This is a genomic window from Methylobacterium ajmalii (genome assembly GCF_036448855.1).
Lineage (GTDB): Bacteria > Pseudomonadota > Alphaproteobacteria > Rhizobiales > Beijerinckiaceae > Methylobacterium > Methylobacterium ajmalii.
Genome location: NZ_JAZFXT010000026.1, coordinates 105,888 through 131,193 on the forward strand (window position 1 = coordinate 105,888; position 25,306 = coordinate 131,193).

The 25,306-nt window shown below is 71.2% G+C and carries 25 protein-coding genes; 16 read left to right on the plus strand and 9 right to left on the minus strand.

The features are described 5' to 3' along the window. Nucleotide 1: 1 nt before the first annotated feature. From V3T34_RS12115 to V3T34_RS12130, 4 genes are all read right to left on the minus strand, one after another. Nucleotides 2–460 carry an acyl-CoA thioesterase gene (locus tag V3T34_RS12115; protein WP_305076530.1) on the minus strand — a complete coding sequence of 153 codons (459 nt, stop codon included), beginning with the start codon at nucleotides 458–460 and terminating at the stop codon, nucleotides 2–4. Beyond that, a complete protein-coding gene (locus V3T34_RS12120) occupies nucleotides 457–2,262 on the minus strand; it encodes a feruloyl-CoA synthase (protein ID WP_305076529.1) in 1,806 nt (601 codons plus the stop codon). Before V3T34_RS12120 ends, V3T34_RS12115 begins: the two co-directional genes overlap by 4 nt. A 5-nt stretch (nucleotides 2,263–2,267) precedes the next feature. After that, a complete protein-coding gene (locus V3T34_RS12125; protein ID WP_305076528.1) occupies nucleotides 2,268–3,482 on the minus strand; it encodes an ABC transporter substrate-binding protein in 1,215 nt (404 codons plus the stop codon). Between the two features lie 497 nt (nucleotides 3,483–3,979). Continuing rightward, nucleotides 3,980–4,771, minus strand: a complete 792-nt coding sequence (locus V3T34_RS12130; protein WP_305076527.1) for a crotonase/enoyl-CoA hydratase family protein — start codon at nucleotides 4,769–4,771, stop codon at nucleotides 3,980–3,982. A gap of 136 nt (nucleotides 4,772–4,907) precedes the next feature. On the opposite strand from V3T34_RS12130, the gene V3T34_RS12135 reads away from it, so the two are divergent. From V3T34_RS12135 to V3T34_RS12150, 4 genes are read left to right on the plus strand one after another with little or no spacing between them, the layout of a single operon-like run. After that, on the plus strand, nucleotides 4,908–5,879 hold the full coding sequence (locus tag V3T34_RS12135; RefSeq protein WP_305076526.1) for a 3-hydroxyacyl-CoA dehydrogenase NAD-binding domain-containing protein: 972 nt from the start codon (nucleotides 4,908–4,910) through the stop codon (nucleotides 5,877–5,879). Between the two features lie 29 nt (nucleotides 5,880–5,908). Beyond that, nucleotides 5,909–6,790 (plus strand): beta-keto acid cleavage family enzyme, encoded by an 882-nt coding sequence (locus V3T34_RS12140; protein WP_305076525.1) that lies wholly within the window; start codon nucleotides 5,909–5,911, stop codon nucleotides 6,788–6,790. A gap of 14 nt (nucleotides 6,791–6,804) precedes the next feature. Next, nucleotides 6,805–8,028: an ABC transporter substrate-binding protein gene (locus V3T34_RS12145; RefSeq protein ID WP_091882918.1), complete on the plus strand. Its 1,224-nt coding sequence runs from the start codon at nucleotides 6,805–6,807 to the stop codon at nucleotides 8,026–8,028. Nucleotides 8,029–8,036: 8 nt separating this feature from the next. After that, nucleotides 8,037–8,504, plus strand: coding sequence for a DUF3237 domain-containing protein (locus V3T34_RS12150; protein ID WP_060849134.1), 468 nt, complete (start codon nucleotides 8,037–8,039; stop codon nucleotides 8,502–8,504). Between the two features lie 4 nt (nucleotides 8,505–8,508). Here V3T34_RS12150 and V3T34_RS12155 read toward each other — a convergent pair whose 3' ends face one another. Further along, nucleotides 8,509–9,576, minus strand: a complete 1,068-nt coding sequence (locus V3T34_RS12155) for a PAS domain-containing protein (RefSeq protein WP_305076523.1) — start codon at nucleotides 9,574–9,576, stop codon at nucleotides 8,509–8,511. Nucleotides 9,577–10,078: 502 nt separating this feature from the next. Between V3T34_RS12155 and V3T34_RS12160 the strand changes: the two genes are divergently transcribed. Both V3T34_RS12160 and msrA read left to right on the plus strand, forming a co-directional pair. Beyond that, nucleotides 10,079–10,354, plus strand: coding sequence for a hypothetical protein (locus V3T34_RS12160; RefSeq protein ID WP_305076522.1), 276 nt, complete (start codon nucleotides 10,079–10,081; stop codon nucleotides 10,352–10,354). Nucleotides 10,355–10,583: 229 nt separating this feature from the next. Further along, nucleotides 10,584–11,243, plus strand: coding sequence for a peptide-methionine (S)-S-oxide reductase MsrA (gene msrA, locus V3T34_RS12165; protein WP_060845313.1), 660 nt, complete (start codon nucleotides 10,584–10,586; stop codon nucleotides 11,241–11,243). A 123-nt stretch (nucleotides 11,244–11,366) separates the two neighbouring features. On the opposite strand, the gene mepA is transcribed toward msrA, so the two are convergent. Continuing rightward, entirely contained in the window at nucleotides 11,367–12,287 is a 921-nt protein-coding gene (gene mepA / locus V3T34_RS12170; RefSeq protein WP_305076521.1) for a penicillin-insensitive murein endopeptidase, read from the minus strand. A gap of 189 nt (nucleotides 12,288–12,476) precedes the next feature. Here mepA and V3T34_RS12175 point away from each other — a divergent pair, with 189 nt between their 5' ends. Beyond that, nucleotides 12,477–12,851 (plus strand): PRC-barrel domain-containing protein, encoded by a 375-nt coding sequence (locus V3T34_RS12175; protein ID WP_060849135.1) that lies wholly within the window; start codon nucleotides 12,477–12,479, stop codon nucleotides 12,849–12,851. A 111-nt stretch (nucleotides 12,852–12,962) separates the two neighbouring features. On the opposite strand, the gene V3T34_RS12180 is transcribed toward V3T34_RS12175, so the two are convergent. Further along, nucleotides 12,963–13,226 carry a hypothetical protein gene (locus tag V3T34_RS12180; RefSeq protein WP_236012951.1) on the minus strand — a complete coding sequence of 88 codons (264 nt, stop codon included), beginning with the start codon at nucleotides 13,224–13,226 and terminating at the stop codon, nucleotides 12,963–12,965. A gap of 140 nt (nucleotides 13,227–13,366) precedes the next feature. After that, a complete protein-coding gene (locus V3T34_RS12185; RefSeq protein WP_060845316.1) occupies nucleotides 13,367–13,780 on the minus strand; it encodes an EVE domain-containing protein in 414 nt (137 codons plus the stop codon). 252 nt (nucleotides 13,781–14,032) lie between these two features. On the opposite strand from V3T34_RS12185, the gene V3T34_RS12190 reads away from it, so the two are divergent. Next, nucleotides 14,033–14,668 (plus strand): LysE family translocator, encoded by a 636-nt coding sequence (locus V3T34_RS12190; RefSeq protein WP_305076519.1) that lies wholly within the window; start codon nucleotides 14,033–14,035, stop codon nucleotides 14,666–14,668. A 93-nt stretch (nucleotides 14,669–14,761) separates the two neighbouring features. Here V3T34_RS12190 and secB read toward each other — a convergent pair whose 3' ends face one another. Continuing rightward, complete coding sequence (gene secB / locus V3T34_RS12195) at nucleotides 14,762–15,259, minus strand: protein-export chaperone SecB (protein WP_060845317.1); 498 nt, start codon at nucleotides 15,257–15,259, stop codon at nucleotides 14,762–14,764. A gap of 481 nt (nucleotides 15,260–15,740) precedes the next feature. Here secB and V3T34_RS12200 point away from each other — a divergent pair, with 481 nt between their 5' ends. The 8 genes from V3T34_RS12200 to V3T34_RS12235 all read left to right on the plus strand — a co-directional run bounded on the left by V3T34_RS12200 (nucleotide 15,741) and on the right by V3T34_RS12235 (nucleotide 25,295). Then, complete coding sequence (locus V3T34_RS12200; protein ID WP_175539874.1) at nucleotides 15,741–16,463, plus strand: Tim44/TimA family putative adaptor protein; 723 nt, start codon at nucleotides 15,741–15,743, stop codon at nucleotides 16,461–16,463. A gap of 324 nt (nucleotides 16,464–16,787) precedes the next feature. Next, a complete protein-coding gene (gene mltA, locus V3T34_RS12205) occupies nucleotides 16,788–17,912 on the plus strand; it encodes a murein transglycosylase A (RefSeq protein ID WP_407942698.1) in 1,125 nt (374 codons plus the stop codon). Beyond that, nucleotides 17,909–18,526, plus strand: a complete 618-nt coding sequence (locus V3T34_RS12210; protein ID WP_060845319.1) for a Smr/MutS family protein — start codon at nucleotides 17,909–17,911, stop codon at nucleotides 18,524–18,526. The genes mltA and V3T34_RS12210 overlap by 4 nt, the downstream gene beginning before the upstream one ends. Nucleotides 18,527–18,824: 298 nt before the next feature. Next, nucleotides 18,825–20,138, plus strand: a complete 1,314-nt coding sequence (gene rho, locus V3T34_RS12215) for a transcription termination factor Rho (RefSeq protein ID WP_048461698.1) — start codon at nucleotides 18,825–18,827, stop codon at nucleotides 20,136–20,138. Between the two features lie 384 nt (nucleotides 20,139–20,522). Continuing rightward, nucleotides 20,523–21,836, plus strand: a complete 1,314-nt coding sequence (mnmE, locus tag V3T34_RS12220; RefSeq protein ID WP_305076517.1) for a tRNA uridine-5-carboxymethylaminomethyl(34) synthesis GTPase MnmE — start codon at nucleotides 20,523–20,525, stop codon at nucleotides 21,834–21,836. A 95-nt stretch (nucleotides 21,837–21,931) separates the two neighbouring features. Then, nucleotides 21,932–23,812 carry a tRNA uridine-5-carboxymethylaminomethyl(34) synthesis enzyme MnmG gene (gene mnmG / locus V3T34_RS12225; protein ID WP_305076516.1) on the plus strand — a complete coding sequence of 627 codons (1,881 nt, stop codon included), beginning with the start codon at nucleotides 21,932–21,934 and terminating at the stop codon, nucleotides 23,810–23,812. After that, nucleotides 23,809–24,450 carry a 16S rRNA (guanine(527)-N(7))-methyltransferase RsmG gene (gene rsmG, locus V3T34_RS12230; protein ID WP_305076515.1) on the plus strand — a complete coding sequence of 214 codons (642 nt, stop codon included), beginning with the start codon at nucleotides 23,809–23,811 and terminating at the stop codon, nucleotides 24,448–24,450. Before mnmG ends, rsmG begins: the two co-directional genes overlap by 4 nt. Then, complete coding sequence (locus V3T34_RS12235) at nucleotides 24,447–25,295, plus strand: ParA family protein (RefSeq protein WP_060845323.1); 849 nt, start codon at nucleotides 24,447–24,449, stop codon at nucleotides 25,293–25,295. Before rsmG ends, V3T34_RS12235 begins: the two co-directional genes overlap by 4 nt. Nucleotides 25,296–25,306: the final 11 nt, after the last annotated feature.

The window sequence follows — 25,306 nt, forward strand, 5'->3', positions numbered from 1 at the left end:
CTCACTCCCCCCGGAAGCGCCGCACCAGCTCCTCGGGGATCGGCGCCGCCTTCATTCGAGCGGGATCGTCGGGGTGGCGGCCGGCCCAGACCCGGCGCTCGCGGCCCTCGACGGCGAGCTCGCCGTCCTTGAGCAGGCGATGGCGCACGGCAAAGCTCGATCGGCCGACATCCACCACCGTCGAGACGATCTCGACCCGGTCGCCGTAGCGCGAGGGCTTCAGGAACCGCGCCCCGGTCTCGACCAGCGGGATGCCGAGGAGGTCGTAGCGCGCGAGCATCCCGGCCTTCGGCAGGCCCGTCGCGGCCTCGCAGAGCAGCGCGGTCGACCAGTCGAAGAAGTCGAAGAAGCGCGGGTTGAACACGATGCCGGCGGGGTCGCAATGGCCCCATTCCACCGTCAGGGTGCGGGCATGGGTGAAGCCCTCGTGGTCGGACGTCGAGTCTTGCGGCGGGGTCATGCGGTCTCCGGGACGATGATGGCGGGGGAAGGCGGCGCGGCGTAGAGGCGCTCGACCGCCTCGGCCCGGTTGCGCAGCACGCCGCGCTGGTTGATCGAGCCCTTGTCGGTCACCTCGTCGCGGTCGAGGGCCGGCGGCTCGGCCAGGAGCAGCAGCCGGGCGATGCGGTTCGACGAGCCGGTGGCCCTGGCGGCGAAGGCGGTCAGCCGCCGGGCGAAATCGCGGCGCAGGGCCGGGTGGGCGAGGACGCGCTCGTCGTCGCCGGTCTCGCCGCAGAGGGCCCGGCAGGCGGCGATGTCCGGAAAGACCAGGGCCGTGACCTCGTCCCGCGCCTCGCCCGCGATGGCGACGTCGCGCACCAGCGGCTGGAACGCGTCGAGGAAGGCGGCCCGCAGGGGCCCGACGCTGACCCAGATCCCGGTGGTGAGCTTGAAATCCTCGTTGAGGCGCCCGTCGAAGGTGAAGCCGCGGAGGAGATCGTCGGGGTCGACCGGCACGAGCGCGTCGCCGAGGCGGTAGAATCCCTCGTCGTCGAAGGCCGCTGTCGTGAGGTCCGGCCGGCGCCAGTAGCCGGGGGTGACGTTGGGCCCGCGCACCCGCGCCTCGCGCTTGGTGCCGACGGGGGCGACCTTCAGCGCGACACCGGGAGCCGGCAGGCCGACCTGGCCGGCCTTGGCCGGGCGGTCGTCGGTGACGAGGGCGAGCGGCGCGGTCTCGGTGGCGCCCAACCCCGTCACCATCGGCACCGTCCGGCCGATCGTCCTTCGGGCGAGGTCGTCGATGGCGTCCCAGACCGGCTGCGGCAGGCCGGCGGCGGCGAAGAAAGTGACTTGGAGCCGGCTAAAGAAGTTTTTCCGCAAAGCCCCGTCGTCGCGCAGGTGCGGCACCAGGGCCTCGAAGCCCTTCGGGACCGTCAGGTAGAGAGTGGGCGCGACCTCGCGCAGGGCCCGCACGGTCTCGCGGATGCCGCTCGGCGTCGGCCTTCCCTCGTCGATGTGGAGGGTGCCGCCATTCGCCAGCACCAGGTTGAAGTTGTGGTTGCCCCCGAAGGTGTGGTGCCAGGGCAGCCAGTCGACCATCACCGGCGGTTCGGCGATGAGCGCGGGAAACCGCGCCTGCAGCATCGCCTGGTTGGCGGCGAGCATCCGGTGGGTGTTCACCACCGCCTTCGGCACGCCGGTGGAGCCGGAGGTGAACAGGAGCTTTGCCACCGTGCCGGGCGTCACCGCGGCGTGGGCGGTTGCGACGGAGCCGGGATCGTGGGCCTGCATCAGGTCCGCGAACGGCGTCGCGGGCCGGCCGATCGCCGCGTCGTCGCCGATCACCACTTCCGTGCCCGCCGGCACCGCCGCCGCGATGGCGGCGGCATAGGTCGCCCCCTCCGCCGCGAAGACGAGGCCGGGGGTGAGCAGGTCGACGATCGCCCGCAGGCGGGCATGGTCCTGCGATACGGTGGAATAGGCCGGCGAGACCGGCGCCACCGCGATGCCGACATGCAGGGCGGCGAGCGAGACGAGCGCGTGCTCGAAGCCGTTGCCGGACAGGATCATCACCGGCCGCTCGGCCGAGAGGTTCCGGGCGAGCAGCGCCGCGGCGATCCGCTCGACGGCGCGGAGCGCCGCCCCGTAGGTCAGGGGCTCGGTGCCGCCTTGCCCGCGCCGGACCAGGAACGGGCGGTCCGGCGCCTCGGCGGCGTGGCGCATCAGGTGCGCGGTCAGGCGCTCCGGATAGGGCGGCAGCGCCGCCGTCGCGGTGACGATGAGGCTGCCGTCGTCGCGCGCGGTGAAACGATGCGTCTCCATGCGTCTCATCCCTTCACCAGCGGGCAGCCGCCCTCGGCGAGCGGGCGCCAGGCCTCCTCGGCCGGCACGGTGCGGACCGGCTTGAAGTAGTCCCAGCCGCCCTTGCTCTCGGCCGGGGTCTTGGTCTCGAGCAGGTACATCGGATGGAGCTTGCGGCCGTCCTCGCGGATGCGGCCCTTGCCGAAGATCGGATCGTCGGTCGGCATCGCCTTCATGGCCGCCACCGCCGCCCGCCCGTCGCCCGCGTCCTTCACGGTGCCGAGGCTTTTCAGGTAGTGCTCCACCGCCGAGTAGACGCCGGCCTGCATGTCGTTCGGCATGGCGTGGCGCGGGTGGCGGGCGGCATAGCGCGCCGCGAAGGCCCGGGTGCCGTCGTCGAGGTTCCAGTAATACGGCGTGACGATGTAGACACCCTGCGTCGCCTTGAGGCCGAGCGCCGGCATGTTGGTGATGTTGAGGATCAGCCCGGCGAGGCGCTGGCCCGGGGCGATGCCGAATTCCGCCGCCTGCTTGAGGGCGTTCGAGGTATCGTCGCCGGCATTCGCCAGCCCGATCACGTCGGCGCCCGACGCTTGCGCCTGGAGCAGGAAGGACGAGAAGTCGGAGGTGCCGAGCGGATGGCGCGAGCCTCCCTTCACGCTGCCGCCCATCGCCTTGACCTCCTCGGCGGCCGAGCCTTCGAGGTCCTTGCCGAAGGTGTAGTCGGCGGTGAGGAAGTACCAGGACTTTCCGCCCTGCTGCACCAGCGCCTTGGCGAGCGCATGGCCGAGCGACCAGGTGTCGTAGGTCCAGTGTACGGTGTTGGGCGAGCATTGCTTGCCGGTGAGCTCGGCGGTGCCGGCGCCCGAGCCGATGAACACCTTGTTCTTCTCCCGCGCCAGGTTCGCGACGGCCAAAGCCACGGCGGAGTTCGGCACGTCGACGATCAGGTCGACGCCGTCCTGGTCGAACCAGCGCCGGGCGATCGAGGCGCCGATATCGGTCTTGTTCTGGTGGTCGGCCGAGACCAGCTCGACCGGCCGCCCGGCCTTGGCTGCAAAATCCTCGATGGCGAGCTGCGCCGCGATGACCGAGCCCTGGCCCTGGTAGTCGGCGTAGGGGCCCGACATGTCGTTGAGGACCCCGATCTTCACCGGCCTCTCGGCGGCCGCTGCGGGGGCGAGAAGGGACAGGAGGGCGGCGAGCGCCGGGGCGAGCCGGCGGATGGGACGGCGTGGCATGGTTTCCTCCGGGGGTGGGGTGGCCGGTCTTGATGCCGGGTCTTGGGATTTGATCGAGAAAATCTGTGTCTTTGACAAACAAGTAGAAGTTTCTGGATCCCTTCATCCGTGTGGGAGAGGGGAAATGCGCTTGAATTGTTGCGCGCCAATTTTCTACTTATCGGAGGCCGTTTGATCGGATTTGACTGGCGAAGTCTGATGGCGGCGATGAGTTATCCCACCCTCACACCTCATCCTGAGGTGTGAGTCGATCGAAGATCGACCGACCTCGAAGGAGGGCTCCAGGGAACGCAGAGATTGCTGGAGCCCTCCTTCGAGGCTCCCGTTGATCGCACCTCAGGATGAGGTGGGAGGGTAGGACAGTCTCGGTCTCCTCGAGTCTTAAGTGGAAGATCTCGCTTAAGCAGTCTCTCAGGGTCATCCCGGGGATCGCGCAGCGGAGCCCGGGATGACGCAGAGAGTAACGACCGCGGAGCCAAGAAAAGAGAGGCGTCTGCCTATTCCCGCACCTTCTTCGCCCGCCCCTCCAGAAACTCCGAAAGCCGCCGCTTGGCCTCGGCGTCGCTCTGGGCCACCGCGGTCATCAGCGCCTCGGTGAGGTAGCCCGTCGCCGGGTCGGCCTCGGCGATGCGCGGCAGGGCGTGGATCAGGGCATAGTTGGTCAGCGGCGCGTTCTCGGCCGCCCGGGCGGCGAGCGCGATCGCCCGCTCCAGCCCCTCGCCCGGCGCCACGACGTAGTGCGACAGGCCGAGCCGCTCGCCGCTCTCGGCATCGTGGACCCGGCCGGTCAGCATCATGTCGCGCATCCGCGAGACGCCGATCAGCCGCGGCAGCCGCACCGAGGCGCCGCCGCCGACGAAGATGCCGCGCTGGCCCTCCGGTAGCGCATAGAAGGCGGACGATTCGGCGACCCGCAGATGGGCCGAGAGCGCCAGTTCGAGCCCGCCGCCGATCACCGCGCCCTTCAGTGCGGCCACCACCGGCACCCGGCCGAACTCGATCTCGTGGAAGGCCCGGTGCCACATCCGCGAATGCAGCATCCCGGCCGGCGCATCGCGCTCGGTCAGCTCCGCGAGGTCGAGACCGGCGCAGAAATGCGGGCCTTCCGCCGCGATCACCAGGGCGCGCACGTCGTCGGGCAGCCCCCGGACGATGCGCTCGAGCCCCAGCACCATGCCGTCGTCGAGGGCGTTGCGCTTGTGCGGGCGGTTCAGGGTGACGATCGCCACGGCGTCCCGCCTCGTGACGACCAGGGACTCGGTGCCGAGGCCCGACAGGTCCTCCCCCATGCGGCGCTCCTTGCGATTCTCGCTCCGGCCGTTCGCGCCGGATTGCCAAACCTGATTTGTAATGTGATATAACTATCACAACGGGTCAATCGGGCGGCAAGCCCCGACAGCAGATCCGATCAGGGAGGGCGCCGCGATGAACCACGCGAGCGGACAGGCCGGCGCGTACCGCACGGCCATCGGACGGGTGGCGGTGATCGGCACCGGCGTCATCGGGGCGTCGTGGGTGTCGCAATGCCTCGCCCGCGGGCTCGCCGTCGTCGCCACCGATCCGGCTCCCGGCGCCGAAGCCGCTCTTCGCGAGACGGTCGCCCGGCACTGGCCGGTCCTCGAACAGATCGGTCTCAGCCCCGGCGCCTCGCCCGAGCGGCTGACCTTCGTGGCCGGTCCGGAGGAAGCCGTCGCCGACGCCGATTTCGTCCAGGAGAACGGTCCCGAGCGCCTGGAGATCAAGCACGAGACCTTTGCCCGTCTCGACGCCGCGGCCGCGCCCGACGTGGTGCTGGCGACCAGTTCCTCCGGCCTGACCCCGAGCGCGATCCAGACCGCCTGCCGCCATCCCGGCCGGGTGGTGCTCGGCCATCCCTTCAACCCGCCCCACCTCGTCCCGCTGGTCGAGGTTCTGGGGGGAGAAAAGACCGACGAGGGCGCCGTCGCGGCCGCGATGGCGTTCTACCAAAACCTCGGCAAGCGGCCGATCCGCCTGCGGCGCGAGCTCGTCGGCCACGTCGCCAACCGGCTCCAGGCGGCGCTCTGGCGCGAGGCGTTCCACCTCGTCGGCACCGGCGCCGCCACGGTGGCCGACATCGACGCCGCCATCGCCCACGGCCCGGGCCTGCGCTGGGCCCTGATGGGGCCGTGCCTGCTCAACCACCTCTCGGGCGGATCCAAGGGGCTCGCCCACACCCTCGACCATCTGGGACCCTTGATGGAGGCGATGTGGGCCGATCTCGGCGACCCGCGCCTGACCCCCGAGCTGAAGGCGAACCTCGTCGAGGGCCTCGAACAGGCGCTCGACGGGCGCGACCGGGACGCGATGGTGGCGCAGCGCGACCGGCTCCTCGTCGACCTCGTCCGGCAGAAGCGCGAGGCGCCGGACCTGCCGTAACCAACCCCAACGAACCAAGGGAGCACACCATGACCAAGGTGATCGTGACGGTGGCGCCGACCGGCGGCATGGCCTCGAAGGCGCAGAACCACAACCTGCCGACCCAGCCGGCCGAGATCGCCGAGTCGGTGCACAAGTCCTGGAAGGAGGGCGCGGCGATCGCGGCGCTCCACGCCCGCCGGCCGGACGACGAGGCGACCTGCAACGCCGAGATCTACCGCGACATCAACCGGCGCATCCGCGAGCGCTGCGACATCATCCTCAACAACTCGACCGGCGGCGGCTCGAGCGGCGACATGCTGGTGCCGCGCCCCGACGGGCTGTTCGAATCGAGCTTCGAGGAGCGGCTGAAGGGCTGCGAGGCCGGCGCCGAGATGGCGACCTTCGACGGCATGACCTTCGCGGACGTGCATGGCGGCCGCGAGATCCTGGTGGTCACCACGCCGAGCCGCTGCGAGGCCCTGGCCAAGCGCATGCAGGAGCGCGGCATCAAGCCGGAATGGGAGGTCTTCGGGCCCCAGCACATCCTGCAGGACGTGACCCGGCTGATCGAGAAGGGCTACGACAAGCCGCCCTACTACATCAACATGGTGCTGGGCGCAGACAAGGGTTTTCAGGGCGCGATGCCCTACTCGCACGACATCCTGGCGGCGATGATCCGGATGCTGCCGCCGCAATCGATCTTCTGCGTCTCCGGCATCGGCCCGGCGCAGCTGCCGGCCACCACCCAGGCCATCCTGCTCGGCGGCCACGTCCGGGTCGGGCTGGAGGACAACAACTACTATTCCCGCGGCCAGCTCGCCACCAACGAGCAGCTCGTCGCCCGCACGGTGCGGATCATCAAGGAGCTGAACCACGAGCCGGCGAGCCCGGCCGAGGCGCGCGACATCCTCGGCCTCAAGGCCGTCTGACCGGAGGGACGACGATGCGCGCCCTCCGCTCCGCCCTGCTGGCGGGCCTGATCGCCCTCGCGCCCGCCGCAGGCCGTGCGGCGGAGGGCGCGATCTCCGGCGATGTGGTCAAGATCGGCGTGCTCGCCGACATGTCGACCGCGATGTCCGGCAATTACGGCACCGGCAGCGTCACCGCGGCGCGGCTCGCGGTCGAGGATTTCGGTCCGACCGTTCTCGGCCGCCCGATCGAGGTCGTCGCCGCCGACCACCAGAGCAAGCCGGACGTGGCGAGCACGCTCGCTCGCCGCTGGTACGACGTCGAGGGGGTCGACATGATCACCGACCTCGGCAACTCGGCGGTGGCGCTGGGCGTCCAGGCGCTGGCGACGGAGAAGGGGCGGCTCGCCCTGATCACCGGATCGGGCTCGACGGTGATCACCGGGGCGCAGTGCTCGCCGAACGGCGCGCTCTGGGTCATCGACACCCATGCCCTCTCCCGCGCCATCGCCAAGCCCCTGGTGGAGGCGGGGGAGAAGACCTGGTTCTACGTCGTCGCCGACATCACGCTCGGAAAGTCCTTCGTCGCCGACGTGACACCGGTGGTGACGGGCGGCGGCGGCAAGGTGGCGGGCCAGGTCTTCCACCCCCTGCTCTCGCCCGACCTGTCGTCGCAGATCCTGCAGGCGCAAGCTTCCGGCGCCGGGGTGATCGCGCTCTTCAACGTCGGCGGCGACGCGATCAACGCGGTCAAGCAGGCCTCCGAGTTCGGCGTGCTGGGCGGGCGTCAGAAGCTCGCCGGCTTCTACATGACGGCGGTCGACGTCCACGCGCTCGGGCTCGCGGCCGCCGGCGGCCTGTACCTGGCGGAGGCGTTCTACTGGGACCAGGACGACGCCGCCCGCGCTTTCGCCAAGCGCTTCTACGCGCGCCAGAAGGCGATGCCGAACAGCTACCAGGCGGGCGTCTACTCGGCGGTGATGCACTACCTGAAAGCCGTCAGGACCGCCGGCACCGATGCGGCCGCACCGGTCATGGCGGCGATGCGCGCGATGCCGATCGAGGACGTCATGACCCGTGGCGGCCGCCTGCGGCCGGACGGGCGGGTGATCCGCGAGGTCTCGCTCTTCCGGGTCAAGCGCCCGGAGGAGTCGAAGGGCGAGTGGGACGTGATGGCGCGGGTCGCGACGCTCTCCGGCGACGAGGCGTTCCGGCCGCTCTCCGAGAGCGACTGCCCGCTGGTGAGGGGCAAGCCGTGACCCGGGCCATGACGACGATCCCCGCCCCCGCCCTGGAGCACGTCTTCGACGCCCGCATCCTGGTCGCGGTACCCTGCGAGATCGGGGAGACAGTGGCGGGCAGCCGCCGGGTCATCGCCATCACGGGCGGCATCGTCTCGGGGCCCGGCCTCGCCGGCCGGGTGATGCCCGGCGGGGCCGATTACCAGACCATCGCGGGCGACGGGCTGACCCAGCTCCATGCCCGCTACGTGATCGAGGCCGAGGACGGCGCGCGGATCTACGTCGAGAATACGGGCCTGCGCTTCGGCCCACCCGAGGCGCTGGAGCGCCTGCGCCGGGGCGAGCCGGTCGATCCCGCGCTGATCTACTTCCGCTCCGCGCCCCGGTTCGAGACCGCGGCCCCGCGCCTCGCCTGGATGCAGACGAGTCTCTTCCTCGCCACCGGGGCGCGGGCCCCGGACCATGTGGCGCTGAGCGTCTACCGGGTCGCGTGACGGCTTACGCCGCGGGCGGCGCCACCTCGCCTTCGCCGGATCGGGCCACCGCCACCGTCCCGCCCTCGACCAGCGTGAACACGATCCCGGCCTTGCGCAGGGCGGCAAGGGCGTGAGGGCGCGAGCGCGAGGTCGGCCCCTCGGATTCCTCCTCGAGGCGCCGGACGGTCGAGAGCGACAGGCCGCTCGCCCGCGCGAGGTCGTTGAGGGTCCAGTCGAGGAAGCCGCGCGCCGCCCGCAGGTGGCAGCCCTGGATCGCCTGCTCGACCTGGCGCGGCAGCGGCCCGCACGGGGTCGCCGCCGTCCCGCCATCGTGCGGGGTGATCACGATGGTCCAGCCCATCTGGTCGGCCGCCCCCTCCCGGAGGGGCACCATCGTCAGGTGGAACGGCGCCCGCCCGCCGGCGGCGAGCCGCAAGGTCGGGGCGATGCTGAAGGTCCGCCCGGCCGCGGCGAGGCGGGGCAGCTCCTCGGCCCAGCGCGCCCATTCCTCCGGCACGATCGGGCTGAGCCAGTTCGCCCGCACGTCCTCGCGGCCGAGGCCGACGAGCGCCAGGAAATCGGGGCCGTACTCGGTCGGCGGCAGGCTCGCCTCGGAATAGATGAAGACCTGCGCCTGCTGCGCCAGGCTCGCCCGGCGCTGCTGCTCGAGGCGGTGCAGCTCGGCCAGGCGCTCGCGGTCGGTCACGTCGAGCAGCACGCCGGTCACCGAGACGGGCCGGCCCTCGACGCTGAAGAACACCTCGCCGCGGCTCACCACCGTGCGGGCCGTCCCGTCCGGCCGGATCAGCCGGACCGTGTGGCTGCCGAAGATCCCGGTCTGGACGATCTGGGCGGCATCCTCCAGCACGTCGCGGTCGGCCGGGTGGACCAGGCCCAGCAGCCGCTCGTAGCTCGCCGCCTCGCCCTCCGGCAGCCCGAGCAGGCGGTACAGCCCGGACGACCAGACCTGGCGGCCGGTGCCGAAATCCCAGCGCCAGGCGCCGGTGAGCCCGAACGCCTCGATCAGGTGCATGAAGTCGTGGGAGGTCGGATCCGCCGGCCGGCCCGTCCCGTCGATCGACGCGCTCATCGGCGGCCGGCCCGTGCCGCGGCGCCGGACGACGGGACGCGTGCGGGCGGCGGCCCTCCGGCCCCGCGCCCAGCCGGCGTTCGAAACTCGCTGTCCAAAGCCACCATTCCCAGAACGACGGATGCGCCGCGCCGCGGACCGGCCGGTCCACGATCTCGTCAATTGATTGTACACTATCGATTGCCGCACCGGCAACCATCGCCTCTACGGTGTCAGGCCTGCGAACCGGGACACGGACGCCTCTCCGGCGGGCTCGCGCAAGGGTCTGCAGGGGCTTGCGGCCGCGCGGAGAGCCTCGGCTGCGTCACGACGCAGCAGGCGATCGATGGCCCGGATGGGAGCGAAGACGAAACTTCTCCATACGAACGACCGAGCAATAAACATCTTCTCTTTCGTCGTCGAAAATGGAAAACCACGTCTATTGCTGCGAGCCCATGCACCGACCTATCTAGTGGTTCGAGGCTGCCATCCGGGAAGCCTTCCCTCCACGCCGGGTCTTACCATGCGTCCTGCCATCTTCGATCCGTTCGGCGAGCGTCTGGACCTGCGACCGGTGTCGGAGGCTGCCTGCACCACGGCGCCTCGGCGTCGGCGGACCCGCCGCATCGTCGGCGCGGTGTTGTTCTGGGCGCTTGCCGCGGGGCTGATCACCGCCCGTGGCGCGTTCTTCGACCCGAGCACCGCCTTCGGTCCCGACGCCCCGGCCCGCGTGGCCGCGCAGGCCGTCGGTCCGACCCAGAATCTTGCCGCCGCGTCGGACGCATCCGTCCTTCGCTGACGGTCCGACGGCCTCGTCCCGCGATCCTGGCCCTCCCGGGACTTCGCGCACTGCCTCCAGGGACTTCTTCCTCCCAGCCGCTCGTCCGCTCGCCGCAACGACCTCGTCGAGCGGCCTGCGCGCAAGCATCGCTCTTCAGGAACGGCACCCGGCATCCCACATCCGTCGCGTGACGAGGCGACAGCGCCTCCGGGGCCGCAAGGCCCCGTTCCGTGACCGGAGCGACCCGATGCTGTTCTTCCGCAAGCGTGCAGAGATGCCGGCCCCCGACCAGATCCTGCCGGGCCGGCCGACCCCCCTGCCGACGGCCGACCGCCACTTCGTCAACGGCCATCCGCTGAAGGGCCCCTACCCGCCCGGGATCGAGACCGTCGTGTTCGGCCTCGGCTGCTTCTGGGGCGCGGAGCGCAAGTTCTGGCAGCTCGGCGACGGGGTGTTCGTCACCGCGGTGGGCTACGCCGCCGGCACCACGCCGAACCCGACCTACGAGGAGGTGTGCTCCGGGATGACCGGGCACAACGAGGTCGTGCTCGTCGCCTACGATCCCGCCGCGATGCCGTTCGCCAGCCTGCTCAAGACCTTCTGGGAGAGCCACGACCCGACCCAGGGCATGCGCCAGGGCAACGACGTCGGCACGCAGTACCGCTCCGGCATCTACCTGTCGGACGCGACCCGCCTGGCGGAGGCCGAGGCGTCTCGCGAGGCCTACGGCGGCGCCTTGAAGGCGCGGGGCTTCGGCCCGATCACCACGGAGATCCGCGACGGCGGGCCGTTCTACTTCGCCGAGGAGTACCACCAGCAGTACCTGGCGAAGAACCCGGGCGGCTATTGCGGCCTGGGCGGCACCGGCGTGTCCTGCCCGGTCGGGGTCGGCGTCGCGGCCGAGTGACCTGAAGAGGTCGAGTGATTCGAAAGAGGGCAGGACCGGCTCCCGGCCGGTCCTGCCCTCTCGTCATACGAAATCCGATTGGTTGCTTCGCTACGCGGATTTCGGCTTCGCTCACGCGCCGTCTCAGCGCGCCTTCAGCACCGTGCGGCAGGCATCCGGCAGGCCCGCCAGCGTCATCGACGGGCGCGGCTTGCCGGGTGGGCGCGGCTTGGGGTTCAGGATCGCGTCCGAGAACCAGTAATCGAGCTCGGGGCCGCAGCCGTCGCCGGAAGGCGGCGGGTCCTGGTCGTGGCAGGCCGCGTCGCCCGCCGGGCAGTCGAGCCGGATGTGGAAGTGGTAGTTGTGGCCGTAGATCGGCCGGACCTTGGTGAGCCAGCTCCGGTCCGAGCCCGCCTCGCGGCAGAGCGCCAGCTTGATCGCCGGGTTGACGAAGATCCGCGCCACCTCGGGCTCGCGGGACACCATCTTGATCAGCCTCAGGTGCTCGGGCCGCCACACGCTCGGGTCGATGTCGCGCCGGTCGGACCGCACCACGTTGGTGGCCGATATCTCCTCGCGCTCGGCCCGGGTCAGGCGCCGGTCCGGCATCGGGGTCAGCCAGATGTCGGCATCGAGGCCGAGCTGGTGCGAGGCATGGCCGGTCAGCATCGGCCCGCCCCGGGGCTGGGACATGTCGCCGACGAGAAGCCCCGGCCAGCCCGCCTTGCGCGGCGCCTCGGCGGCGATCTTCTCCAGGAACGCGACGAGCCGCGGGTGGCCCCAGTTCCGGTTGCGGGACAGGCGCATCACCTGCCAGGTGTCGCCGTCGATCGGCAGGGCCTCGGCGCCCGCCACGCAGCCCCGCGCGTAGCCGCCGATCGCCTGCGGCGGCAGGGCCGCCGGCGTCGTCGCGCGCCCGAACAGGGCCTTGGCCGGCGTCGACGGGTCGTCCGGGTTGGCGAGCGGCGGCAGCGGTTTGGGATGCAGGGTGCCGCGATCCTGCGCGAGGGCGGGAGCGGCGAGCGTGAGGAGGACCGTCAGGACGGCGGTGCGGCGAATCGGCATGGGGCCAAGCTAGCGCTCCGCTCCGCATCGGGAAACCCGCCTCCCGGCTCCGCCATTCGCCGCAGCGGCACCGGAACAGGCGCCCGCGCGCCGGCGTTGCCGGGGCAACCCGACACCCGCGCTGCGGACACGAACCGGAGGACAAGCCCGATGACCACCGTCGCACCGACGATCGGCGACCGTTCCGACATGGGCAGCCAGACCACCACCCAGACCAACGCCCTCATCGCGAGCGACCGCGTCGAGGGCACCGCGGTGCGTCGCCCCAACGGCGACAGCATCGGCCGCATCGAGCGGCTGATGATCGAGAAGGCCTCCGGCAAGGTGGTCTACGCCGTGATGAGCTTCGGCGGCTTTCTCGGCATCGGCGAGGGTTACCACACCCTCCCGTGGTCGACCCTGCGCTTCGCGCCCGAGATGGATGCCTACGTGGTCGACCTCACCGAGGAGCAGCTGCGCGCCGCCCCTCCGGCCTCGGCGGAGGGCAACGACCCCTCCTTCGACCGCGGTTGGGAGGAGCACGTCCACCAGTACTTCAAGGCGACGCCGTACTGGAGCGTCTGATCCCGGACCGGCTGAGGCGTCTACCGACGAAGCGGTTACCGGTTCGTCGGAGGATGCGGCAAAGCCAAAGACTTGGAGCAACACCCGATTGCAGGGCGATCGGGTGTTGCTCTACGGGGCCTCCGCCGGCACGCCCGACAGGGCCCAGCGGCACAGGCTCGATTCCTTGACCTTCAGGCAATCGTAGGCGGTGCCGCCGACCACAACCCGCTCGGCGTTGCCCTCGACCCGGTCCGGGCCGAACCGGGCGCAGCCGAGATGGTCGGCCTTCGGATCGGCCAGCCGCGCCTTGATCGCCGCGGAATCGCCCGCCGTCTCGGTCATCAGGATGCGCAGGTTGGCGAGCGAGGCGCAGGCTACGACCTTCGTCGGCACGGCCGCCTTGTCGGGTGCGGGCTTCCCCGGAGCCTTGGCCCTCTGCGCCGCTACCGGGCCTGCGGCGACGGCGAGCCCGAGAGCGGCCAGGAACCACCGAGAGCGACGCTCCTTGCGGGTCCCCATTCAGAGACGGCCCGTCATAGACCACCCATGCGGCGCACCAGCGCCCACTCCGACTCGCTGACCGGCTGCACCGAGAGGCGCGAGTTGTTGACCAGCACCATCTCGCGCAACGCCGTCTCGGCCTTGATCGCCTCCAGGGTGACGGGCTGCGGCAGGGCGACCACCGCCTTGAGGTCGACCATCCCGAAGCGGCCGGTCTCGTCGGTATGGTCGGGATAGTAGGTGCGGATCACCTCGACGATGCCGACCACCGCCTTGCCCTCGTTCGAGTGGTAGAAGAAGCCCTGCTCGCCGAGACGCATCGCCTCCAGGTTCTTGCGGGCGACGTGGTTGCGCACCCCGTTCCAGTACGTCCCCGCCTCGCCCGCGGCGACCTGGTCGTCCCACGACCAGACCGAAGGCTCGGACTTGTAGAGCCAGTGCGCCATCCCGTCGTCTTTCCACGCTCGCAGCCGCTCGCGCTGCGCGGGCTCCCCATCGCCCGATCCGGGTGCGGGAGTCCAGAGGGAGCGGAGGCGGTGGCCTGCGGTCGGCTGCCCCAGGGTTCCGGGGGTCGTTCGGGTGCCGGGATGCCGACCGATCCTGAAAACCGTGCATCCATCGATTGTACAGCCGTGAAAACTGGACGAGAATTCTCCCCGAGGCCGCGCCGTCGGCACCGGTTCGCGGGAGAGGAATCGATGATCGACTGGACCTGGCTTCTCTCGACCAGCGCCTTCGCCGTGGCGATGTCGGCGACGCCCGGGCCCAACAACACCATGGTGGTGGCCTCGGGTGCCACCTACGGCTTTGCCCGCACGATGCCGCACATGCTCGGCATCGCGGCGGGCTTCCCGGTGATGCTGATCATGCTCGGCACCGTCGGCCTGCCCCTGCTCGCCGATCCGCGGGTCCATGCGGTACTCAAGTGGGTGGGGGCCGTCTACCTGCTGTGGCTCGCCTGGAAGATCGCGACCGCCGATCCCGATCCGGCGACCGAGTCCGTGGCGACGCCCGGGGCGGCGACCCCTGTGACGTCCGGACGCCCGCTCGGCGTCCTGCAGGCGGCCCTGTTCCAGTGGGTCAACCCGAAGGCCTGGATCATCGCCGCCGGGGCGCTCGCCGCCTACACGACGGATGCCGACGGCGCGTCGCTCGCCGCGACGCTGGTTCTCGCCTTGGTGTTCGGGCTCGTCGCCGTCCCGTGCGTCGCCCTGTGGACGCTGATCGGGGTCGGCACCGCGCGGCTGCTGCGCTCGCGGCGATCGGTGCGTCTGTTCAACCTCGCCATAGCGGGGCTGCTGGTCGCGTCCCTGGTGCCGGTTCTCGCCGAGTAGGACGGTCGTTTCCCGTGAAACGTTTTCGTCCCGGATCGGGATTTTCGTGCGGACCGGGGCGGTGAACGCCCCGGTCCGCATTCGCGGGGAAGCTTACGCGGTGCCGCCCTGGACCTGCGCCTCGGCGGCCTTCTGGCGGTAGAGGCCGACGAAGTCGATCGGGTCGATGTAGAGCGGCGGGAAGCCGCCGTTGCGCACCGCGTCGGCGATGATCTGGCGGGCGAACGGGAACAGCAGCCGCGGGCACTCGATCATGACGGCCGGGTGCATCTGGTCCTGCGGGATGTTGCGCAGGCGGAAGATGCCGGAATAGGTCAGCTCGAACGCGAACAGCACCTCGGCGCCGATCTTGGCATCGCCCTCGAGGCGCAGGTCGACTTCGAAGTCTTCCTCGGCGAGCTGCTTGGCGTTGACGTTGACCTGGATGTTGATCTGCGGGCCCTGCTGCTGCGGCTGCAGCGAGCGCGGCGCGTTCGGGTTCTCGAAGGAGAGGTCCTTGGCGTACTGGGCCAGCGCATTCAGGGTCGGGGTGAGGTCGTCGGGCTGCGCCGCGGCGCCACCGTTGCCGTTCGGTACCGGGGAATCGGCCATGGCGGAGGGTTCCTTCGAGGGCTGGACGTAACGACGAACCGTCGCACGCTGGCGCGCAAATCGGCGCGCGCGACGGCGGGGTTGCGGCTATCATGCCCGCAGCGCGTGAACAAGCAGAGCGGCCGATCGTCTCCTCCGACCCATTGACCCTGCGACAGGCCGAGGGCCGGCCCGCCCGCTGCGGCACCTTGCGCGTGGACGGGCACATCCTCGCGAGGCGCCGCCTGGATACGACGGCCCCTCGGCCCCATATCGTCTCCATGGGCCCGCCGCGCGGCGCCGGCCGGGGGTTTGCCGTGGTTCTCTGGGACTTGCCGAGGTGTTTGCCGAAGCTCTCGCCGAGGTCCCGGCCGAGGTTCTTGCCATCCCCCGGTGCCGGTGCCAAAGCCGGCGACGCGCCGAATGTATCGCACGCTGAGCCGGGACGGTCAGGAATGCTCCGCGTAAGGCCGCCAAGAACGGATCGATGAACGGATCGATGATGCAGGATTCCCTCGACCTTACGACCCTCATCTTCCTCGGGCTTGCGGTCTTCGTGATCTGGAAGCTCCGGTCCGTCCTCGGACAGAAGACCGGGAGCGAGCGGCCGCCCTTCAACCCGCTGGCCCGCCGCGAGGAGCCGCCGCCGGCCGCCACGCGCGAGGGCGACAACGTCGTGCGGCTGCCGGGCGCCGGCGCCGAGCGCGCCGCGGCCGCCCCGGTGGCGACGGCGGTGCCGCGCAACTGGAAGGGCGTGGTCGAGCCGAACTCGCCCGCCGCCCGCGGCCTCGACCTGATCATCCAGCAGGAGCCCGGCTTCGATCCCCGCGGCTTCACCGACGGCGCCAAGCTCGCCTACGAGACGATCGTCACCGCCTTCGCCAAGGGCGACCGCAAGACCCTCAAGACCCTGCTCTCGCGCGAGGTCGCGGACGGGTTCGAGCGGGCGATCCAGGGCCGCGAGCGCGCCGGCCAGACCGTCGAGACCACCTTCGTGTCGATCGACCGGGCCGAGATCGTCGGGGTCGATGTGCGCAACCGCGTCGCCCAGGTCACCGTGCGCTACCTCTCGAAGCTGATCACCGCCACGAAGGGCCCGCAGGGCCAGGTCGTGGACGGCAGCCCCGAGAAGGTGGTGGACGTCACCGACGTCTGGACCTTCGCCCGCACGCTCGGCAGCCGCGATCCGAACTGGCAGCTCGTCGCCACCGAGGCCGGGCAGTAGGCAGGCCGAAGCCCGGCTCCCGCCGCGGAGCCGGGCCACGCCACCCCACCGGTTCGCCGCTCCGGCGGCTTGATCGTCCGCCGGGCATCGACCAAGATCGAACGACCGTCGCCCACCGCGACCCCACCCAGCATCGCCACATTTCCGGGGCCGGAGCCCGTCAAGCCCATGCCGCCGGCCGTCGGCCCCTACCGTTCCGTCCCCGGTCGCGTTCGCAGACCCCGCCCTCGCAGGTTCCCCTCGGGCAGAGGTCTCCGCACCGGTTCCCGCCTCTCAGCGCTGCTTCTCGCCGGTCTCCTCGCCGGCCGGGCCGAGGCCGCCCCGTTGCGCGTCGGCGACGCCGTGCTCGAGCCCGTCGCCCTCGACGCCCTCCCGGGGTTTGGCGACGACGACCTGACGGCGGCGCTCGCGGCGTTCCGGGCGACCTGCAGACCGGATCAGCCCCAGGCGCCGGTCCTCGCCGAGGCCGCCCCCGACGCGCCGCGCCAGGACCTCGCGGCGGCCTGCGCCGCCGCCGCGGCCGTGCCCTCCGAGGGCGCGCGGGAGTTCTTCCTGCGCCGGTTCGCCGCCTACCGGGTCCTGCGGCCGGCCCGGGAGACTCCGGCCGAGCGCCGGGCGGGCTTCCTCACCGGCTATTTCGAACCCGAGCTCGACGGCTCCCCGGTGCCGACGCCGGACTTCACCGTGCCGGCCCTGGCGCGCCCCGACGACCTCGTTTCCCTGGAGCCCGGCGAGACCCGGCCCGGTCTCGATCCGTCGCTCCGCGCCGCGCGCCGCGAGGGCGACGCGCTGACGCCCTATCCCGACCGGGCGGCGATCGAGGACGGGGCGCTCGGGCCGCGCACCCGCCCGCTGGTCTGGCTGCGCGACGCGGTCGACCTCCTGGTGCTGCAGGTCCAGGGCTCCGGCCGGGTCCGCCTGCCCGACGGCCGTTCGGTCCGCCTCGCCTATGACGGGCGCAACGGCCGGCCCTACACCTCGGTCGCCCGGCTGATCGTCACCGGTGGCCATCTGCCCCTCGAGGGCCTGACGCTCGAGCGCTGGACCGGCTGGCTGCGGGCCCACCCGGCGATCGCCCGCGACCTGATCCGCCGCAACGCCTCCTACATCTTCTTCCGTCTCGACGACGGCGCCCCGGAGACCGGGCCGCGCGGTGCCGCGGGCGCGCCGCTGACCGCCGGGCGCAGCCTCGCGGTCGACGCCACCCTGTGGCGCTACGGGTTGCCGTTCTGGCTCGACGGGGCTTTGCCGGAGCCCGAGGGCGGCAGCGTCCCGCTGCGCCGCCTCGTGATCGCCCAGGATACCGGCTCGGCCATCGTCGGCCCGGCCCGGGGCGACCTCTATCTCGGCACCGGCGCCCGGGCCGGTGCCACGGCGGGGCTCCTGCGCGACCCGGCCCGCTTCGTCGTGCTGCTGCCGAAGCCGGATGCGCCGGGGGCTGCGCCGTGACCGAGCCGCGCCGTCCCCGCCGTGTCCGCCGCCTCACCACCGAGGAGAGCCGGCTCTGGGCCGAGATCTCCCGCCTGATCGTGCCGCTGCGCGGGCGGGCGCCCGTCCCCGTCGCGCCCTCCCCTCCCCCGGTATCGGTGCCGACGCCCGCCCCTGCGCCCACGGTGCCTCCTCCGCCGCAATTCGTGCGGCCCGCCAAGGTGGCGCGACCTGCCCCCAAGGGGGCCTCGAAGAGCGCGAGCCCGCCTCCGCCGCCCGCGCCGGTGCTGCCGCCGCTGGCGCCTCTGGAGCGCCGGGTGCGGACCGGCCTGCGCCGCGGTTCGCGCAGCGTCGACGCGGCGATCGACCTGCACGGCATGCGCCAGTCCGAGGCGCATGCGGCGCTGATCGGCTTCCTGCACCGCTCCCGCGCCTCCGGGCACGCGGTGGTGCTGGTCGTCACCGGCAAGGGCGGTGGCGGCGACGATCCCTATGCCGAGCGCGGCGTCCTGCGCCGCAGCGTCCCGCACTGGCTGCGCCTGCCCGAGCTGCGCCCCCTGGTCGTCGGCTTCGAGGAGGCCGCCCACCACCATGGCGGCGGCGGCGCGCTCTACATCCGCCTCCGGCGCCGCTGACGGTCGCCCTCATCCCTTCGTCGGTCCCGGCGACGCGTCACTTTTCCCCTGCGGGGACTTGAGTCGGTGCCGCGGAGCCGCTACATAAAGTCGTTCCCTCCTCCATCGTCTTGTCACGTCGCATCCAGGACCGATCCGGTTCCTCCGCGCGACCTCCGGGACACATCAGGCGACGATTTCGCGACCGGTGCCCGCCTCGGCCACCCCGTTGCTTTCCGCTCAACGCCGCGACCCGCGGCGGCCGGACTTGTCCCGACATGACGACGCTCCCCAGCTTCGCCTCGCACCCCGATATCCCATGATCGAAGACACGCTCGCCCCGATCGAGACCCCGGCCGCCCCCGCCATGCGCGAGGTGAAGCTGCAGGATCTCAAGTCCAAGACCCCCACCGAGCTCCTGGCCTTTGCCGAGGAGGTCGAGGTCGAGAACGCCTCGACCATGCGCAAGCAGGAGCTGATGTTCGCGATCCTGAAGCAGCTCGCTGCCAAGGACGTCGAGATCATCGGCGCCGGCACCGTCGAGGTGCTGCAGGACGGCTTCGGCTTCCTGCGCTCCTCCGACTCGAACTACCTGCCGGGCCCGGACGACATCTACATCTCGCCGACGCAGATCCGCCGCTTCGGCCTGCGCACCGGCGACACCGTCGAGGGGCCGATCCGGGGCCCGAAGGACGGCGAGCGCTACTTCGCGCTGCTCAAGGTCAACACCATCAACTTCGAGAACCCGGACAAGATCAAGCACAAGGTCCATTTCGACAACCTGACGCCGCTGTTCCCGACGCAGCGCTTCAAGCTCGAACTGGCGGAGCCGACCCGCAAGGACTTCTCGCCCCGGATCATCGACATCGTCGCGCCGATCGGCAAGGGCCAGCGCGCCCTGATCGTGGCGCCGCCGCGCACCGGCAAGACGGTGCTGATGCAGAACATCGCCCAGTCGATCACCCTGAACCACCCCGAGTGCTACCTCATCGTCCTGCTCATCGACGAGCGGCCGGAAGAGGTCACCGACATGCAGCGCTCGGTGAAGGGTGAGGTCATCGCCTCGACCTTCGACGAGCCGGCGACCCGCCACGTCCAGGTCGCCGAGATGGTGATCGAGAAGGCCAAGCGCCTCGTCGAGCATGGCCGCGACGTCGTCATCCTGCTCGACTCGATCACGCGGCTGGGCCGCGCCTACAACACCGTGGTGCCGTCCTCCGGCAAGGTGCTGACCGGCGGTGTCGATGCCAACGCCCTGCAGCGGCCCAAGCGCTTCTTCGGCGCCGCCCGCAATATCGAGGAGGGTGGGTCGCTCTCGATCATCGCGACCGCGCTGATCGACACCGGCTCCCGCATGGACGAGGTGATCTTCGAGGAGTTCAAGGGCACCGGCAACTCCGAGATCATCCTGGACCGCAAGGTCTCCGACAAGCGCATCTTCCCGGCGATCGACATCACCCGCTCGGGCACCCGCAAGGAGGAACTGCTGGTCCCGCCGGACGCGCTCAAGAAGACCTACGTGCTGCGCCGCATCCTCAACCCGATGGGCGTCACCGACGCGATCGAGTTCCTGCTCGACAAGCTGCGCCAGACCAAGAGCAACGGCGACTTCTTCGACTCGATGAACACCTGATCCGGCCCCTTCGGTCGCGATCGTCAGGCTCACGCGCGGCGCCCCGAGAGGGGCGCCGTTTTCATATCCAGCCCCGCTCTCGGACACCGCATCCCGCGGCTCGGATGCCCGCACGTGGCGCCCCGGCGGATGGGAGGCCGGCGACAAAGGTCCTCGCCCGGAGGGGCCCGAGTTCGGCGCCTGCTTGCGTGCACCCGTCTCCGCCTGGCCGGGGTCCGGCACCGGGCAGGCCACGGTATCGCGGGCTCCGCACGGAGGCGGCACTGTGCTCCGGCTGACGACGCAGTTAGCAAGACGCCGCCCGTCCCGATCCGTTCGGCGGCAAGACCGGATCGTGCTAGCCACGGCGCCACCCTTTTCGATGCCCCCTCCCCCGATCACCCGATGCTCGCGCCCGACACCATCTTCGCCCCCGCCACTGGCCACGGCCGTGCCGCCGTCGCTGTCGTGCGGATCAGCGGCCCGCAGGCCGGCCCCGCCCTCGCGGCCCTGATCCGGACGCCGCTGCCGCCGGCGCGCCGCCTCGCCCTGCGCACCCTGCGCGAGCCGGAGACCGGGGAACTCCTCGATCAGGCCCTCGTCGCCTGGCTGCCCGGCCCCGGTACCGCAACCGGCGAGGACATGGTCGAGCTGCACCTGCATGGCGGCCCGGCGGTCCGTGCGGCGGCTCTGCGCAGCCTCGGCGCACGGCCGGGCTTGGTGCCGGCCGAGCCCGGTGCCTTCACCCGGCGGGCCTTCCTCAACGGCCGGATGGACCTCACCGCCGTCGAGGGGTTGGCCGACCTGATCGAGGCCGAGACCGAGGCGCAACGGCGCCAGGCCGTGCGCCAGCTCGATGGGGCGCTGGGCCGGGCGGTCGAACGCTGGCGCGACACGCTGCTTGATGTGCTCGCCGGCACCGAGGCCGCCCTCGATTTCTCCGACGAGGGCGATGTCGACGACGAAGCGCTGACCGCCTCGGGCCGCATCGCGGCCGCGCGGGTGCGGGACGAGATCCGCGCCATCCTCGCCGATGGCCGGCGAGGCGAGCGGTTGCGGGAAGGCTTCACGGTCGTGCTCGCTGGCGCGCCCAATGCCGGCAAGTCGACTCTGCTCAACGCGCTGGCCCGGCGCGACGTGGCGATCGTCTCGGAGGTTCCGGGCACGACCCGGGACGCGATCGAGGTACGGTGCGATCTCGGCGGGCTGCCGGTGCTGCTGGTCGATACCGCCGGCCTGCGCGAGACTAGCGACGCGATCGAGGTCGAGGGCGTCGCCCGCAGCCGTCGCCGCATCGAGCAGGCCGACCTCGTCCTCTGGCTGCGCGAGCCGGGCGGAGCCGAGCCCCCTGCCCTCCCGGTTCCTTTCCGCGTGGTCTCGACCAAGCGAGACGTGCCGGGAGACCGGGCGGAGGGCGAGATCGCGATCTCGGCGCGGACGGGGGACGGCGTCGATCGTCTCCTGACCGAGATCGAGCGTGAAGCCGCGACCTCGCTCGGAAGCGGCGACGCCCTGGTCACCCGCGAACGTCAGCGTCTCGCGCTCGAAGCCTGCATGCGCCATCTCGATAGGGTAGCGGTTCACGGTGACACCCTGCCGGCGGAACTGGTCGCGGAGGATCTGCGCCTCGCGGTCCGCGCTCTCGGCGAGGTCGCCGGCCGGGTGGGCGTCGAGGAAATGCTGGACCGGCTCTTTGCCGGGTTCTGCATCGGCAAGTAGCCTTCTCGCCGCCGGTCCCGCGGAGTTTTCACGTGAAACGCGCGTGGCGCCGACAGGGTGATTGACGTCGTCGGCCGGCGGCCCCTAATCACCCCATGCACAGAGATGATTCCTCCTTCGACGTGATCGTCGTCGGCGGTGGGCATGCGGGCGCCGAGGCGGCCGCCGCCGCCGCGCGTTACGGGGCCCGCACCGCCCTGGTGACCCATCGCCGCGACACGCTCGGGGCGATGTCCTGCAACCCGGCCATCGGTGGCCTCGGCAAGGGGCACCTCGTCCGCGAGGTCGATGCCCTCGATGGCCTGATGGGCCGGGTCGCCGATCGTGCCGGCATCCAGTTCCGGCTGCTCAACCGCCGCAAGGGTCCGGCGGTTCGCGGGCCCCGCACCCAGGCCGACCGCAAGCTCTACGCTCGGGCAATGCAGGCCGCGCTCGCCGACACCCCGAACCTGACCATCGTCGAGGGCGAGGTCGCAGACCTCACCATCGCCGACGGCCGGGTCGCCGGTGCCGTGTTGACGGACGGCCGTGCCCTCCCCTGCCGCGCCGTCGTCCTGACCACCGGCACCTTCCTGCGCGGTCTGATCCATATCGGCGAGGTCACCATGCCGGCCGGCCGCATCGGCGAAGCGCCGGCTCTCGGCCTCTCGGCGACCCTCGACCGGCACGGCTTCGCGCTGGGCCGGCTCAAGACCGGGACACCGCCGCGCCTCGACGGCCGCACCATCGACTGGCACGGCATCGACAAGCAGGCCGCCGACGACGAGCCGGTGCCGTTCTCGACCCTGACCACGCGCATCACCACGCCCCAGATCGAGTGCGGTGTCACCCGCACCGGCCAGGCGGCGCACGACCTGATCCGCGCCAACCTGCACCGCTCGGCGATGTATTCCGGCGGCATCACCAGCCGCGGCCCGCGCTACTGCCCGTCGATCGAGGATAAGGTCGTACGGTTCGGCGACCGCGACGGTCACCAGATCTTCCTCGAGCCGGAGGGCCTCGACGATCCGACGGTCTATCCGAACGGCATCTCGACCTCCCTGCCGGAGGAGGTGCAGTACGGCATCGTCCGCCTGTTGCCCGGCTGCGAGCGGGCGGTGATCCTGCGCCCCGGCTACGCGATCGAGTACGATTACGTCGATCCGCGCGAGCTCGACCCGACGCTCCAGGCGCGCCGCATCGCCGGCCTGTTCCTCGCGGGCCAGATCAACGGCACCACCGGCTACGAGGAGGCGGCCGGCCAGGGGCTGGTCGCCGGCCTCAACGCCGCCCTCCTGGCGGGCCAGGCCGACCTCGCGGTGTTCGACCGGGCCGAGTCGTATATCGGCGTGATGATCGACGACCTCGTGACCCACGGGGTCAGCGAGCCCTACCGGATGTTCACCTCGCGCTCCGAGTACCGGCTCAGCCTGCGGGTCGACAATGCCGATGAACGCTTGACCGGCCGCGGCCTAGGGCTCGGCTGCGTTTCGGCGGGGCGGGCCGCCCACCATGCCGCGCGGCAGGACGCCTTGGCGCAGGCCCGGCGGATGCTCGACGATCTCAGCCTGACCCCGACCGAGGCCGAGCGCCACGGCATCGTGCTGAACCGCGACGGCATCCGCCGGTCCGCCTTCCAGCTCCTGTCCTACCCGGAGATCGGGTGGGAGCGGCTCGCCGCGGTCTGGCCTCAGCTTGCCGCGATCCCCCCTGCCCTCGCCGAGCGGGTCTGCACCGACGCGACCTACGCGGTCTATCTTGACCGGCAAAAAGCCGATATCGCGGCGTTCCGGCGCGACGAGGCGGTGACCCTGCCGGACCATCTCGATTACGGCGGTATCGCCGGCCTGTCGAACGAGCTGCGTTTGAAGCTCGACAAGGTCCGCCCCCTCACCCTCGGACAGGCGGCACGCATCGAGGGCGTGACCCCGGCGGCGCTGACCCTGCTGGCGGCGCATGCCCGCCGTACTCCCTCCCTACAGGTTTCGGCTGAATGAAGATATCCGCCGTCGGCCGCGATGCCGTCCTGCGCCAAGCCGGCGTTTCACGTGAAACAGCCGAGGCGCTCGACCTCTACGTCGCCCAGCTCACCCGCTGGCAATCGATCAAGAACCTCGTCGGTCCCTCCACGCTGGCGGAGGTCTGGACCCGCCACGTCGCCGATTCGCTTCAGCTCCTGGCGCTCGCGCCCGATGCGACGCGCTGGCTCGACCTCGGCAGCGGTGCCGGCATCCCGGGCCTGATCCTGGCGATTGCCGGGCGCGATCGGCCGGGCTTCCACGTCGACCTCGTCGAGAGCAACGGCCGCAAGGGCGCCTTCCTGCAGGAGACCGCGCGGCTCACCGGCGCGGCGGCCAAGGTTCATGTCGCGCGGATCGAGACGGTGATCGGCGGCTTCGCCGAGGCGCAGATCGTCACCGCCCGGGCACTGGCGCCGCTGTCCCAGCTCCTCGCCTGGACCGCCCCACTGTTGAAAAACGGCGCCACAGGGCTTTTTCCGAAAGGCCGTGATGTCTTAACCGAATTGACCGAGGCGGAGGAAAGGTGGAGATTTACCGCGGATCTGATCCCGAGTTGGACCGATTCTGATGCCAGGATCGTCCGCATCTCCAGTGTGAGCGGCCTTCTCCCATGATCGCGGAATCTCCCGAGGCGCAGGCCGGCGACAGCGCGCGGCCCCTGCGCATCATCGCGCTTGCCAACCAGAAGGGCGGCGTCGGCAAGACCACCACGGCGATCAATCTCGGCACGGCGCTCGCGGCGATCGGCGAGCGCGTGCTGATCATCGATCTCGACCCGCAGGGCAACGCCTCGACCGGCCTCGGAATCGACCGGCGCCAGCGGCGCCTGTCGACCTACGACGTGCTGGCCGGCGAAGCGCCCCTGGCGGAGGCGGTGCAGGCTACCGCCGTCCCGCGCCTGTCCTTGGTTCCCTCGACCATGGATCTCCTCGGTCTCGAGATGGCGATGGCGAGCGCGGCCGACCGGGCGCAGCGCCTGCGCCGGGCCCTCGAACCCCTCGACCGGGGCGAGATGCCGGAGGACCAGCGTTTCACCTACGTGCTGATCGACTGCCCGCCCTCGCTCAACCTGCTCACCCTCAACGCGCTCGCCGCGGCGCATGCGGTGCTGGTACCGCTGCAATGCGAATTCTTCGCCCTCGAAGGCCTGAGCCAGCTGCTGCGCACCGTGGAGCAGGTGAAGGGTGCCCTCAACCCGCGCCTGGCGATCCAGGGCGTGGTGCTGACGATGTTCGACCCGCGCAACAACCTGTCGGCCCAGGTCGTCGCCGACGTGCGCGAGTTCATGGGCGACAAGGTCTACGAGACCATGATCCCCCGCAACGTGCGCGTTTCCGAGGCGCCGTCGCACGGCAAGCCGGTGCTGCTCTACGACCTCAAATGCGCGGGGTCGCAGGCCTATCTGCGCCTCGCCTCGGAGGTCATTCAACGGGAAGGCCGCCTTCCGGCCGCCGCCTGAATCGACGTAAC